This window comes from Streptomyces sp. NPDC048434 (assembly GCF_043200375.1).
Classification (GTDB): domain Bacteria; phylum Actinomycetota; class Actinomycetes; order Streptomycetales; family Streptomycetaceae; genus Streptomyces.
This window is the reverse complement of record NZ_JBICXQ010000009.1, coordinates 174,864-186,674: the sequence shown is the minus strand read 5'-3', so window position 1 is coordinate 186,674 and position 11,811 is coordinate 174,864. Positions and strand designations below refer to the sequence as shown.

Below are 11,811 nucleotides of genomic sequence, written 5' to 3'. Positions count from 1 at the left end.
TCCCAGGGCTGTACCACCCTTCACCAGCCGCTCCGGCGCCGCAGCGGCTGAGCCGGCCGCCGTATTCGCATCATCCGCACAAGGAGCCGTACCGCCATGGCTGAGCACGTCGCCGAACACGCCGCCTACCCCGTCGGACTGCGGTTGTCCGGCCGCCGGGTGGTCGTCCTGGGCGCCGGACAGGTCGCCCAGCGCCGGCTCCCGTCCCTCGTCGCCGCGGGCGCGGATGTCCTGCTGATCTCCCCGTCCGCCACACCGTCCGTCGAGGCGATGGCCGACGCCGGTGAGATCCGCTGGGAGCGCCGCCGCTACCAGGACGGCGACCTCGCCGACGCCTGGTACGCCCTGATCTCCACCGACGACCCGGAGGCCAACGCCACCGCGTCCCAGGAGGCCGAGGACCGCCGGGTGTGGTGTGTGCGCTCCGACGACGCCGAGGCGGCCACCGCCTGGACCCCGGCCACCGGCCGCAGCGAGGGCGTCACCGTCGCCGTGCTCACCGGCCGCGACCCGCGCCGCTCCGCCGCCGTGCGCGACGCGATCGTCGAGGGGCTCCGGGACGGCAGCCTCGCCGCCCCGCACCACCGCCGCCCGCACACCCCGGGCGTGGCCCTGGTCGGCGGCGGCCCCGGCGACCCCGACCTGATCACCGTCCGCGGCCGCCGGCTGCTCGCCGAGGCGGATGTCGTGATCGCCGACCGGCTCGGCCCCCGCGATCTGCTCGCCGAACTCCCGCCGCACGTCGAGGTCATCGACGCCGCGAAGATCCCCTACGGCCGGTTCATGGCTCAGGAGGCCATCAACAACGCGCTGATCGAGCACGCCAAGGCCGGCAAGGCCGTGGTCCGGCTCAAGGGGGGCGACCCGTTCGTCTTCGGCCGCGGCATGGAAGAGGCCCAGGCGCTCGCCGACGCCGGCATCCCCTGCACCGTCGTCCCCGGCATTTCCAGCACCATCTCCGTGCCCGGCGCCGCGGGCATCCCGGTCACCCACCGCGGAGTCGCCCACGAGTTCACCGTCGTCAGCGGCCATGTCGCCCCCGACGACGAACGCTCGCTGGTGGACTGGCCCGCGCTCGCCAAGCTGCGCGGCACCCTCGTGGTCCTGATGGGCGTGGAGAACAGCGGCGCCATCGCCGCCAAGCTGATCGAGCACGGCCGCGCCGCCGAGACCCCGGCCGCCGTCATCCAGGAGGGGACCACCGCGGCCCAGCGCCGGGTCGACGCCACCCTCGCGACCCTCGGCGAGACCGTACGAGCCGAGGGCGTACGTCCCCCGGCGGTCATCGTCATCGGCGATGTCGTCGCCGTCGCGACCGCTCCTACCCACAGGTAACCGATCCCGTACGAGGTATGGGAACCCCGACACCGACAAGGCACTCTCTCCCCGTGGCAGAAATCATCACCGTCGATGACCCGGACGACCCGCGGCTGGCCGACTACACCGGCCTGACCGACGTCGAGCTGCGGCGCCGGCGCGAGCCCGCTGAAGGGCTCTTCATCGCCGAGGGCGAGAAGGTCATCCGGCGCGCCCGGCACGCCGGCTACGCGATGCGCTCCATGCTGCTCTCGGCCAAGTGGGTCGACGTCATGCGCGATGTGATCGACGAGGTCCCGGCACCGGTCTACGCCGTCAGCCCGGCCCTCGCCGAGCGGGTGACCGGCTACCACGTGCACCGCGGCGCGCTGGCCTCCATGCAGCGCAAGCCGCTGCCGGACGCCACCGAACTCCTCGCCGGGGCCCGGCGCATCGTCGTCATGGAAGCGGTCAACGACCACACCAACATCGGTGCGATCTTCCGCAGCGCGGCGGCCCTGGGCATGGACGCGGTGCTGCTCTCCCCGGACTGTGCCGATCCGCTCTACCGCCGCTCGGTGAAGGTCTCCATGGGCGCGGTGTTCTCCGTGCCGTACGCCCGCCTGGAGAGCTGGCCCCGGGATCTGGCCGCCGTACGGGAAGCGGGCTTCAAGCTGCTCGCTCTCACCCCGGCCGAGAAGGCCACCGCCATCGAGGAGGCCGCTCCGCACACCCTGGAGCGTGCCGCCCTGATGCTGGGCGCGGAGGGCGGCGGTCTGAGCACCGGCGCGCTGCGGGCCGCCGACGAATGGGTCCGCATCCCGATGGCACACGGCGTGGACTCGCTCAACGTCGGAGCGGCCGCCGCGGTCGCGTTCTACGCGGTGGCGACGGGCGGGCCCGCTTAGGGCGTGTCTGCGCCCTGCCCGGTCAGCCCGCCCGGCCAGTGCCCCTCCACGGGAATACCGCCCCGGACTCCATGGGAACACCACCCGGAACCCCACGGGAATACCGCCCCGAACTCCACGGGAATACCGCCCCGAACTCCATGCCCCACGGGAATACCGCCCCGAACCCGCCGCGTTGAGGCCCGCAGGGGGCATCCGCCTCCCCTAGTGGTTTTGTTCCCCCACCCCGTAGGGCCCGTCCACGCCTCCGGACGGGGCGACCGGCACCGGCCGCTCCACACCCAGCCCATGGGCCGGCCCCTGGCACCCCTGAGCGGCCGCGATACCGAGCGCCACCAGCAGGGTCACCACCACGAACACGATCACGCGCTGGCGCAGCAGCCTGCGGTCGGGGCCGGGACGGCGTCCGCCCGACGTCGTACGCACCGGAGTGCGCGTCCCGTTGCGCCCCGTGGGCCGTGCGGCCGGGACACGTCGTGCCGTGCGCTCGCCGGTCTTCCGCGGGTTCTTCCCCGCGGCCGAGGCCGGACCGGACGGCCGGGAGACCGCGTCCCGCGAAGCCGGGGGGCGGGACGGATGCGGACGCGGCGAGGAGCTGCCGGCCGTCCGCCGCTCGGTGTGCTGGCGCGCATACTCCTCGGCCCGCTGCCCGGTCGGCCGGTCCGAAGGACGGCGCTCCGCACGCTCCCAACCGGCCTCGGCACCCGCCCCGTTCTCCAGCGGCCCGCCCGACGGACCGTGCGCCTCACGTGCCGCGATCTCCTTGAGGCGCAGCGACAGCGACAGGGTGCTGGGACGGTCCGCCGGATCCTTGGCCAGACACGAGGCGAGCAGCGGCGCCAGCGCGTCCGGCACCCCGGCGAGCTGGGCCTCCTCGTGGACCACGCGGTAGAGCATGACCTCCGAACTTCCCTGCCCGAAGGGGGAGTCCGCGGTGCAGGCGTATGCGAGGGTGGCGCCCAGCGCGAAGATGTCGGTCGCCGGTGTCACCGCGGCCCCGCGCACCTGCTCCGGTGCGAGGAATCCCGGCGAGCCGACGGCCGTACCGACATGGGTCAGCGTGCTGGCGCCGGTGGCCCAGGCGATACCGAAGTCGATGATCCGCGGGCCCTTGGGCGACAGCAGAATGTTGGACGGCTTCAGGTCGCGGTGCACCACTCCCGCGTCATGGACGGCCAACAGCCCCTCGGACAGCGCGGCGCCGATGGAGGCGACCTGCGCGGGGGACAGCGGACCGGCCTCGTTGACCTTGTCGTGCAGCGAGGGCCCCGGGACGTACTGGGTGGCGAACCAGGGGCGGTCCGCATCGAGATCGGCCGCGACCAGCCGGGCCGTACAGCCGCCGCGGATCCGCCGGGCCGCCGAGACCTCCCGTGCGAACCGGGAGCGGAATTCCTGATCCTCCGCCAGGTCCGGCCGGATCACCTTGAGGGCCACCCGCTGCCCGCGCTTGTCCGAGCCGAGATAGACCACGCCCATCCCGCCCGCACCGAGCCGGCGGTGCAGCCGGAACGTCCCGACGACACGCGGGTCCTCGCGTCGGAGCCGCATCATCGCCATGTCCGTCCCCTACCTGCGGTGGGGAGCCCCCTCCGCTGCCAACCGTCTGACGTGGCACAGCTTACGGATTGGCGGCTCGCTGTGCTGAGAGGCCGCGCATGCGTCGGTGGCCGGATTGCCGGTGGCGGGTGCGATTCTCGAAGTGCGGGAGGAAAACCGGCCGCCGGGCATGCCGACTTCCCCTACGGGACCCCAATGATCCGCCGCAGAAGGGGGATTGACGGGATGTAAGGGGATCGGGACGGGTTGGCGGCGGATGCCGGGGATGCGGCCGGGGGGCGGAAGGCGAGGGTGGGCGCGGCAGTCCGCAGGGGTGCGAGAGCGGTGCGCGGGGGAGCGGACGACGTGAGCGAGGTCACCCTCAGGAGTTGCGCGGGCCAAGGCAGCGCAACCGTCCCCCTGGGGGAGATCCCCAAGGCCCGGAGCCGTCTCTCCACCCAGGGGAGTACACGGGGCGCGGACCCGTCATCCTCCTGGAGGCCGACCAATCGGTACGACGGCATGACGCCCGTCGGTGGCCGCGTGCCTACTGTTGTCTTCAAGCGGCGGGCGCAGCACTCGTCCCCCGAGGTCAACGCCCGCCGCTCCAGTCACGACGGGAGCGGGACGATGGCGGAGATCCCAGGGCGGACGGTCCTTCGGGCGCAGGGGCGGCGAGCCGTTGCCGTGCTCGGCCGGCAGTCCTCCGGCACTCGCCACCCCCTCGTCGCGGTGGCCATGGTGCTGCCGCTGGCGATCGTTCTCGCCGTGGTCTTCGGCGGCTGGGAAGCCGTCATGACACAGGCGTCGTCCGTGGCCGGAATGCTGGGGCGCTGAGCGGCACCCCAGGCCCGGGAGAGCGGCCCGGGACGGGGGACCTCCGGCCGAAAACCCCGTGGGGACGGGGGTGCGGCGGACGGCACGACAGCCGGGCATCTGGGGAGATGCCCGGCCGTCGAGTTTTCCCGGCCACCTGCCCTGCCCCGGCCCACGCGCACCGCGCGTACGATCCCCCTCCGGGCCGCCCACAGCTCGCACCACCACCCACGGCGCATCCGGCACGCGCAGGACTCGGGGGATCGATGACCACCTCACTGCTCGTCCGCCTGGCCGCCCTGTCCGCGACGACGGCCCGGCCGGACGCACCGGCCACCGCCCCCGAGGTGCTCGCCGACCGCCCCGACGGCACGGTCGTCCGCAGCGGCCGTACGGTCGCCAAGGCACACGCCCCCGACGGCGACCCGCACGACCTGGCCGCCCGGCTACGGATCGCCGCCCACCCGCTGCTGCACGGCATCCTGCTGCCCCCGCTCCCGGTCACCGCCCCCGACGGCTTCCTCACCTTCACCGAGGACGGCCGGGCCCTCACCCGCTGGCCGTACGGCAGCCCGGTTCCGCCCGACGACCCCGACGCCGCGCCCTGGGAAGCCGCCGCCCACCTGCTGGCCCGTCTGCACACCGTCGACCCGCGTCAACTGCCCGGCCCCGTACCGCCGATGCGCGGCCCCGCCAAGGCCGCCCGCGCCCTGGCCCGCCTGCGCACCGCCCTGGGCCCGGACGGCGGCCCGCCGTCCGCGCCCCGGCCCGGCACCGGATCGCTGCCCGCGGCCGCCGCGGCCGTCGCGCGTGCCTGGGCCCTGCTGCCGCCGTGGGCCCGGGAGGCCGCCCCGCCGCCGCGCGCCGGCACCCTCTGCCACGGCGATCTGCACCTGGGCCAGCTCGTCCGCCACCCGGCCACCGACGGCCCCTGGCTCCTCATCGACATCGACGACCTCGGCAGCGGCGACAGCGCCTGGGACCTGGCCCGCCCCGCCGCGTGGTTCGCCACCGGCCTGCTCGCGCCGGAGATCTGGACGCGTTTCCTTGCCGCCTACCGCGCCGCCGGCGGCCCTGCCGTACGGCCGTCCGGCGATCCCTGGCCCGACCTGGAGGTCCCGGCCCGTGCCCTGACCGTGCAGACCGCCGCGCTCGCCGTCGCCAAGGCCGCCACCGCCTCCCGCCCCCTGGACGAGGTCGAGACAGCGGTCGTCGACGCCTGCGCCCGGATGACTTCCCTCCCGGACCACTTGGCGCCCGCCGGCCCGGACATAGGGTGAACACCTCGTCGCCGGGACGCCGTTCCGGCGGCGTCTCAGTGAGCCGTGATGGATGACAGGAGTTGAGCCGACGATGCAGTGCCCCAAGTGCCATGCGCCGATGCAGACGTACAACCGCAACGGCGTCCAGATAGAACAGTGCGCCGGCTGCCGGGGGATCTTCCTGGACTACGGGGAGCTGGAGGCGCTCACCCGTCTCGAGTCACAGTGGTCCCAGCAGGCCCCGCCGCCGCCCGCCCCGCAGGCCTACCCCGCCGCCCCCGCCTGGGGCGCCCCGCACCAGGGCCACCACGGTCACCATGGCCACCATGGCCATCACCAGCGCAGCTTCGGCCACATGCTCTTCTCCTCCTGAACAACGACCGAGGGCCGGAGCGAATGCTCCGGCCCTCGGGTTCAGGTGTGGACGATACTGGGATTGAACCAGTGACCTCTTCCGTGTCAGGGAAGCGCTCTCCCGCTGAGCTAATCGTCCTCGGGACCGCGGATCACGAAGATCCGCAGCTACGTGCGCGATACTGGGATTGAACCAGTGACCTCTTCCGTGTCAGGGAAGCGCTCTCCCGCTGAGCTAATCGCGCGGGACGGACCCCCCGGTCAAGCACAGTCGGGGATTCCAGTGGACGATACTGGGATTGAACCAGTGACCTCTTCCGTGTCAGGGAAGCGCTCTCCCGCTGAGCTAATCGTCCTTGGAGGTGGAGACGGGATTTGAACCCGTGTAGACGGCTTTGCAGGCCGTTGCCTCGCCTCTCGGCCACTCCACCAGGAGTGAGGGGGTTCGGGAAGATCCCCCACATCGAGCGGACGACGAGACTCGAACTCGCGACATCCACCTTGGCAAGGTGGTGCTCTACCAACTGAGCTACGTCCGCAGATGTCTCTCCCAGACTACGTCCGGGAGCTACGCGGCCTCCGGGGCGCTTGCGTGTCCCGGCGACGTGTTGAACTCTAGCGGATTCCGGGGCCAGTACAAAAACGCGTTTGTGCAGCGTGCTGCGCTGCTCGCTCGGCACAGGCACGGTCCGGGCCGCCGCCATAGACTCGCTGACGTGCACGACTTCGCTCCGATGGCACGCTTCGGCGGCCTGATAGCCACCGACCTGCTGGATGTGACCAGCGATCCCGCGGCTCTGGACTCCACGGGCTGGTGGACCGTGGCCGCCGACTTCGAGGGCGCGGTGGTCTGCGCCCGCTTCGGCGACGTACGGCCGGCCACCGCGGCGGACGGGCCCGCCCCCGACGGCTGGCGCGGCCCCGCACCCGGCGCCTGGACCAGTTCCCTGGACCGCGACGCCTATACCGGCGGGGTGCGGCGTATCCGTGAACACATCGCGGCCGGCGATGTCTACCAGGTGAACCTCTGCCGGGTGCTGACCGCGCCGCTGCCCGATCCCGGCCGTGCCGACGTGGACGCGCTGTCCGCGGTGCTGGCCCGCGGTAACCCGGCGCCGTACGCGGGCACGATCCGGCTGCCCGGCCATGGCGTCGAGATCGCCAGTGCGTCACCGGAGCTGTATCTGCGGCGTGACGACCGCACCGTCGCGTCCGGCCCGATCAAGGGCACCGGCCGGACCGCGGCGGACCTCTCGGCGAAGGACCGGGCGGAGAACGTGATGATCGTGGACCTGGTCCGCAACGATCTCGGCCGGGTCTGCGCCACCGGCTCCGTCACCGTCCCGGCACTGTGCGCCGTCGAGGAGCACCCCGGCCTGGTCCACCTCGTCTCCACCGTGCGCGGCGAACTGGCCGAGGCGAATGAGAAGACCGCCTGGGCGGATCTGCTGGTTGCCACCTTCCCGCCCGGATCGGTCACCGGTGCCCCCAAGTCCAGCGCACTGCGGATCATCGACGAGCTGGAGACCGCGCCCCGCGGCCCGTACTGCGGAGGCGTCGGCTGGGTCGACGCGGACCGCCGCACCGGCGAGCTCGCGGTGGGCATCCGTACGTTCTGGATCGACCGCACCCCGCCCGGCGGCCCGGTGCTCCGTTTCGGCGCCGGCGCCGGGATCATCTGGGACTCCGATCCGGAGCGGGAGTGGGCCGAGACCGAGTTGAAGGCGCGCAGGCTGCTCGCGGTAGCGTCGGGCCTGCACGAGGCGAGTGGAGGAAAGCGATGAAGATCTGGCTCAACGGAGGGCTGCAGGACGCCGAGGGCGCCCGGGTCTCGGTCTTCGATCACGGGCTGACGGTCGGCGACGGAGTCTTCGAGACCATCAAGGCCGAGCACGGCCGCGCCTTCGCCCTCACCCGCCATCTGGAGCGCTTGACCACCTCCGCCCGCGGACTCGGGCTGCCCGACCCCGATCTTGACGAGGTGCGGCGCGGCTGCGCGGCGGTCCTCGACGCCAACCCGATGGCGCTGGGCCGGCTGCGGCTCACCTACACCGGCGGCGTCTCACCGCTCGGCTCGGACCGCGGCGACGCCGGTCCCACGCTGGTCATCGCGCTCTCCGAGACCCAACGCCGCCCCGACACCACCGCCGCCGTCACCGTCCCGTGGACCCGCAACGAACGCGGGGCGCTCACCGGCCTGAAGACCACGTCGTACGGCGAGAACGTCGTCGCCCTGGCCCGCGCACGTGAACGGGGCGCTTCCGAGGCGCTGTTCGCCAACACCGTCGGCGCGCTCTGCGAAGGCACCGGCTCCAATGTCTTCGTCGTCCTGGACGGCGAACTGCACACGCCGCCGCTGCACTCCGGCTGCCTGGCGGGCATCACCCGTGCCCTGACCGTCAGCTGGGCCGGCGCCAAGGAGACCGATCTGCCGCTGGACGCCCTGGAGCGGGCCGAGGAGATCTTCCTGACCTCCACCCTGCGCGACGTCCAGGCCGTGACCCGTATCGACCGCCGCCAACTCGCCGACGGCCCGGGCCCGGTGACCGCGGAAGCCATGCGGATCTTCGACGAGCAGTCCGCCGCCGACTTCGATCCGCGGTGATGACGGGCCCGCGCAGGGGCGGGTAGAAAGTCCTCGTGACGACAACGCTGCGCCCCGCGGGACCGGAAGAACGACACGACGACGGGCGCCGGGCCCGGCCGTACGACATCTGCGTCAACAGCCGCCGGGTCGGCGGGATCCGGCTGTCGACGGACGCCCGGTTCGGCCCCGCGGCCGGCCGGATCGCGGAGCTGACCATCGAGGCGCCGGACCGGCAACGCGGCCGCGCCACGGTCGCCGCACTCGCCGCCGAGGAAGTGCTGCGCGGCTGGGGCTGCCGGCAGATCGAGGTGACCGTCCCGGCCGGCGCCCCGGCCGCCGGGCGGCTCGCGGCGGCACTGGGCTACACCGAGCGCAGCCGCACGATGAGCAAGACCCTCGACGGTCCGCCCCGGCTGCCCGAGGACAGCAGCGACCGTGCGCTGACCGAGCCGGAGTACCCGGCCTGGCGGGACGCCGCGCTCGCCGAGCACGTCCGTACGCAGCTGGGCCAGGGGATGCCCCGCGCACGCGCCGAGGAGACCTCGGCCGCGGGCCATCGCGCCCTGCTGCCGGACGGTGTGGACACGCCCGACCAGGCGCTGCGCGTCCTGGCCCGTCGCGGCGTGGACGTCGGCAGCATCTGGGTCGCCCTGCGGATGCCGGAACAGCCGGGCGGCTATGTCGTCGACCTACGGGTTGCGCCCGCCCATCGCGGGCACGGCCACGGCCGCACCCTGATGCTCGTCGCCGAGCGCGAGAGCCTCGCCGCCGGCCACACCACCGTCGGCCTGAACGTCTACGCGGACAATGCGCCGGCGCTCGGCCTCTACGCGTCGCTGGGCTACCGGCCCACCGGGTACCTGCTGTGGAAGCCGATCCTGTGAGGGAGCCCGGAAAGCGCCCGTGAGGCTCAGCCCTGGCCGGCCAGCAGCCGGTCGGCGATCTCCTCGATACGGGCGCGCAGCCCCTCCTGGCTCTTGCCGCCGTCCAGCCGCTCGCCGCCGATCACATACGTCGGGGTCCCGGTCACCCCGATCGCCTTGCCCTCGGCCTGGTCCGCGTCGACGACCAGCAGATGCCGCCCGTCGATCAGCGCGGTGTCCAGCTCCTCGGCGTCCATCCCCAGCTCTCCGGCGATCTCCAGCAGCAGCTTCTCGCCGCGTGCGGCGAGCTCGTCGGTACGCGCCAGCACCGCCTCGATGAACTGCAGGCCCTGGCCCTGCTCGATCGCCTCCTCGGCGGCCTGTGCGGCGACGTAGGCGTGCTTGTGCTTGGGGAGGGGGAAGTGGCGCAGCCGGATGTCCAGCCGGTCGCCGTAGCGTGCCCGCAGCGCCCGCTGGTCCTCCAGGGCGGCATGGCAGTCCGGGCACTGCAGTTCGCACCACACGTCCAGAACGGGGCGGTCGGTACGGGCGGCGGAGGCGGTGGCGTCGTTCATGGGAGTCAGTCTTCCAGCCCTCCCCCGGCTCACGCCGGGTGGTACCCCGGGCCCGGTGGCCGAACCGGGACCTGCGGAGGAGCGCAACCCCGAGATGTCCCTGAGCCCGTACCGGAACATGGCCCCCATGCGGCCGGACAAGGCAGGATGGAAGGGAGCAGAGTGCCTGCTCGCTCATCATCGGCAGGAGGACCGGATGCTGACCTCGACCGTCTGTGCCGCGGTGTCGGCAGCGGGCCTGGGCATCGCCGCGCTGACGGCTTACCGCAAGCGGTTCCTGGCCGCGACCCGCATCGCCGCTTTTTCCCTGATCCCCGTCGGCCTGGTGATGACCGGCGTCATCGACTGGGTCACCAACATCGTCTTCAAGCCCACGGTCTGGGCCGGCTTCGGTGTGCTCGCGCTCTCCGCCGTGCTGTTCATGATCAGCAGGGGAGTGGAGCGCCGCAGGGGCGGGATCGGCAGCCGCAAGGAACGCAAGGCCGCGGCGGCCGACCGGTCCGACGCGGTGGCTCCGGCCGCCTCCGCGCCCTCCCTCGGAGCCGCCCGGGGTGCGGCGCAGCCGGCCCCCAAGGGGAAGGCCGCTCAGGGCAAGGGCGGTGCACCCAAGGATGACTTCTCGGACATCGAAGCGATCCTGAAAAAGCACGGGATCTGATGAACTACCCCTGCTGAGGCGCTTATCGGGCGCACTGGGACGATCATCTGCGTCATGATGCGCGCGAGATGAACGATGAGTGCGCCCTCGCCCAAGACGACGCCCCGTCCCCCGAACCGCGCGGTTGCCTGTTCGCGCTGTCCCAGCCGCCGCTGATGCTCTTCCTCGCCGTTATCGGCTTTCTGCTCCTTCTCGGGGCAGTGCACGACCTCTTTCTCCTGTGAGGCGGTAGGTGCCGCCGCTCCGCGCTGCCGGGGCGCCGCGCCCGGCGCTCAGCCCGCTGCGGCCTCCCGCCGCCGAGCCCGGTAGGCCGCGACATGCAGCCGGTTTCCGCAGGTGCGGCTGTCGCAGTAGCGCCGGGAGCGGTTGCGGGAGAGGTCGACGAAGGCATGCCGGCAGTCCGGCGCCTCGCAGTGCCGCAGCCGCTCGCGCTCCCCGGCGACGACGATGAAGGCCAGCGCCATCCCGCCGTCCGCGGCCAGATGCTCGGCGACCGACGCGCCCGGCGCGAAGTAGTGGACGTGCCAGTCGTACCCGTCGTGATCGGTCAGCTGCGGTGTGGTGCCCGCCGAGGCGACCAGCGAATTCAGCTGTTCGGCCGCGGTGCGGTCGTCATCGGCCGCGAAGATCCGCGCGAACCGCTCGCGGACGGACCGTACGGCCGCCAGGTCGCCGGCACCGAGCGGACCCACGTCGCTGACGTCGTTGCGCCGGACGAAGTCCTCAAGGCCTGCGAGGTCGGTCAGGCTGTCCGGCGCTCCGGGCGATTCGCCCTCCGGAGCGGTGTTCAGCAGATCGACGACCGCTTCCAGCGCGCACCGGGTGTCATGGCTGATCATCACGGTTCCGCTCCCTGGCAGGGTGGGGCCGGACGGGTACCGCCCCTGGTGTCGTTGCCGAATGGTCGCCGACTCTAGCGCCTGGAACAAGCTTCAGCGCCGACTCCGCGGTGG

The 11,811-nt window shown here is 72.8% G+C and carries 13 protein-coding genes and 5 tRNA genes; 10 read left to right on the top strand and 8 right to left on the bottom strand.

Annotation, left to right across the window (positions count from 1 at the left end; all coding sequences use genetic code 11):
• Positions 1-96: 96 nt before the first annotated feature.
• The gene (gene cobA / locus ACGFWI_RS13610; protein ID WP_393906125.1) at positions 97-1,335 is read left to right on the top strand and encodes a uroporphyrinogen-III C-methyltransferase; all 1,239 of its coding nucleotides are present in this window, start codon (positions 97-99) and stop codon (positions 1,333-1,335) included.
• A gap of 53 nt (positions 1,336-1,388) precedes the next feature.
• Entirely contained in the window at positions 1,389-2,204 is an 816-nt protein-coding gene (locus ACGFWI_RS13605) for a TrmH family RNA methyltransferase (RefSeq protein WP_393906124.1), read from the top strand.
• A gap of 204 nt (positions 2,205-2,408) precedes the next feature.
• Here ACGFWI_RS13605 and ACGFWI_RS13600 read toward each other — a convergent pair whose 3' ends face one another.
• Positions 2,409-3,764, bottom strand: a complete 1,356-nt coding sequence (locus tag ACGFWI_RS13600) for a serine/threonine-protein kinase (protein WP_393906123.1) — start codon at positions 3,762-3,764, stop codon at positions 2,409-2,411.
• Positions 3,765-4,373: 609 nt separating this feature from the next.
• Between ACGFWI_RS13600 and ACGFWI_RS13595 the strand changes: the two genes are divergently transcribed.
• The 3 genes from ACGFWI_RS13595 to ACGFWI_RS13585 all read left to right on the top strand — a co-directional run bounded on the left by ACGFWI_RS13595 (position 4,374) and on the right by ACGFWI_RS13585 (position 6,194).
• A complete protein-coding gene (locus ACGFWI_RS13595) occupies positions 4,374-4,580 on the top strand; it encodes a hypothetical protein (RefSeq protein ID WP_393906170.1) in 207 nt (68 codons plus the stop codon).
• Between the two features lie 245 nt (positions 4,581-4,825).
• Positions 4,826-5,839, top strand: coding sequence for a phosphotransferase (locus ACGFWI_RS13590; RefSeq protein WP_393906122.1), 1,014 nt, complete (start codon positions 4,826-4,828; stop codon positions 5,837-5,839).
• 73 nt (positions 5,840-5,912) lie between these two features.
• The gene (locus ACGFWI_RS13585) at positions 5,913-6,194 is read left to right on the top strand and encodes a zf-TFIIB domain-containing protein (RefSeq protein WP_393906169.1); all 282 of its coding nucleotides are present in this window, start codon (positions 5,913-5,915) and stop codon (positions 6,192-6,194) included.
• A gap of 48 nt (positions 6,195-6,242) precedes the next feature.
• On the opposite strand, the gene ACGFWI_RS13580 is transcribed toward ACGFWI_RS13585, so the two are convergent.
• The 5 genes from ACGFWI_RS13580 to ACGFWI_RS13560 all read right to left on the bottom strand — a co-directional run bounded on the left by ACGFWI_RS13580 (position 6,243) and on the right by ACGFWI_RS13560 (position 6,714).
• Positions 6,243-6,314, bottom strand: a tRNA-Val gene (locus tag ACGFWI_RS13580).
• A gap of 34 nt (positions 6,315-6,348) precedes the next feature.
• Positions 6,349-6,420 (bottom strand) — tRNA-Val (locus tag ACGFWI_RS13575).
• Positions 6,421-6,459: 39 nt separating this feature from the next.
• Positions 6,460-6,531 (bottom strand) — tRNA-Val (locus tag ACGFWI_RS13570).
• Between the two features lies 1 nt (position 6,532).
• Positions 6,533-6,606, bottom strand: a tRNA-Cys gene (locus ACGFWI_RS13565).
• A gap of 35 nt (positions 6,607-6,641) precedes the next feature.
• Positions 6,642-6,714 (bottom strand) — tRNA-Gly (locus tag ACGFWI_RS13560).
• Between the two features lie 177 nt (positions 6,715-6,891).
• Here ACGFWI_RS13560 and ACGFWI_RS13555 point away from each other — a divergent pair.
• The 3 genes from ACGFWI_RS13555 to ACGFWI_RS13545 are packed head-to-tail and all read left to right on the top strand — an operon-like array spanning position 6,892 to position 9,646.
• The gene (locus ACGFWI_RS13555) at positions 6,892-7,959 is read left to right on the top strand and encodes a chorismate-binding protein (protein WP_393906121.1); all 1,068 of its coding nucleotides are present in this window, start codon (positions 6,892-6,894) and stop codon (positions 7,957-7,959) included.
• Positions 7,956-8,780 carry an aminotransferase class IV gene (locus ACGFWI_RS13550; protein WP_393906120.1) on the top strand — a complete coding sequence of 275 codons (825 nt, stop codon included), beginning with the start codon at positions 7,956-7,958 and terminating at the stop codon, positions 8,778-8,780. Before ACGFWI_RS13555 ends, ACGFWI_RS13550 begins: the two co-directional genes overlap by 4 nt.
• Positions 8,781-8,815: 35 nt before the next feature.
• On the top strand, positions 8,816-9,646 hold the full coding sequence (locus ACGFWI_RS13545; RefSeq protein ID WP_393906119.1) for a GNAT family N-acetyltransferase: 831 nt from the start codon (positions 8,816-8,818) through the stop codon (positions 9,644-9,646).
• Positions 9,647-9,672: 26 nt separating this feature from the next.
• Here the strand turns inward: ACGFWI_RS13545 and ACGFWI_RS13540 are convergent, their stop codons facing one another.
• Entirely contained in the window at positions 9,673-10,200 is a 528-nt protein-coding gene (locus ACGFWI_RS13540) for a DsbA family protein (protein WP_393906118.1), read from the bottom strand.
• A gap of 196 nt (positions 10,201-10,396) precedes the next feature.
• Between ACGFWI_RS13540 and ACGFWI_RS13535 the strand changes: the two genes are divergently transcribed.
• Positions 10,397-10,858: a hypothetical protein gene (locus ACGFWI_RS13535; protein WP_393906117.1), complete on the top strand. Its 462-nt coding sequence runs from the start codon at positions 10,397-10,399 to the stop codon at positions 10,856-10,858.
• Positions 10,859-10,926: 68 nt separating this feature from the next.
• Positions 10,927-11,082: a hypothetical protein gene (locus ACGFWI_RS13530; RefSeq protein WP_018087659.1), complete on the top strand. Its 156-nt coding sequence runs from the start codon at positions 10,927-10,929 to the stop codon at positions 11,080-11,082.
• A 48-nt stretch (positions 11,083-11,130) separates the two neighbouring features.
• Here ACGFWI_RS13530 and ACGFWI_RS13525 read toward each other — a convergent pair whose 3' ends face one another.
• Positions 11,131-11,700, bottom strand: a complete 570-nt coding sequence (locus ACGFWI_RS13525; RefSeq protein WP_393906116.1) for a CGNR zinc finger domain-containing protein — start codon at positions 11,698-11,700, stop codon at positions 11,131-11,133.
• Positions 11,701-11,811: the final 111 nt, after the last annotated feature.

Excerpts from the sequence above, each read along its gene's own strand:
- ACGFWI_RS13535 (WP_393906117.1), top strand. The coding sequence starts at position 10,397 with ATGCTGACCTCGACCGTCTGTGCCGCGGTGTCGGCAGCGGGCCTGGGC.
- ACGFWI_RS13585 (WP_393906169.1), top strand. The coding sequence starts at position 5,913 with ATGCAGTGCCCCAAGTGCCATGCGCCGATGCAGACGTACAACCGCAAC.
- ACGFWI_RS13590 (WP_393906122.1), top strand. The coding sequence starts at position 4,826 with ATGACCACCTCACTGCTCGTCCGCCTGGCCGCCCTGTCCGCGACGACG.
- ACGFWI_RS13540 (WP_393906118.1), bottom strand. The coding sequence starts at position 10,200 with ATGAACGACGCCACCGCCTCCGCCGCCCGTACCGACCGCCCCGTTCTG.
- ACGFWI_RS13600 (WP_393906123.1), bottom strand. The coding sequence starts at position 3,764 with ATGGCGATGATGCGGCTCCGACGCGAGGACCCGCGTGTCGTCGGGACG.
- ACGFWI_RS13595 (WP_393906170.1), top strand. The coding sequence starts at position 4,374 with ATGGCGGAGATCCCAGGGCGGACGGTCCTTCGGGCGCAGGGGCGGCGA.
- ACGFWI_RS13550 (WP_393906120.1), top strand. The coding sequence starts at position 7,956 with ATGAAGATCTGGCTCAACGGAGGGCTGCAGGACGCCGAGGGCGCCCGG.
- ACGFWI_RS13530 (WP_018087659.1), top strand. The coding sequence starts at position 10,927 with ATGAACGATGAGTGCGCCCTCGCCCAAGACGACGCCCCGTCCCCCGAA.
- cobA (WP_393906125.1), top strand. The coding sequence starts at position 97 with ATGGCTGAGCACGTCGCCGAACACGCCGCCTACCCCGTCGGACTGCGG.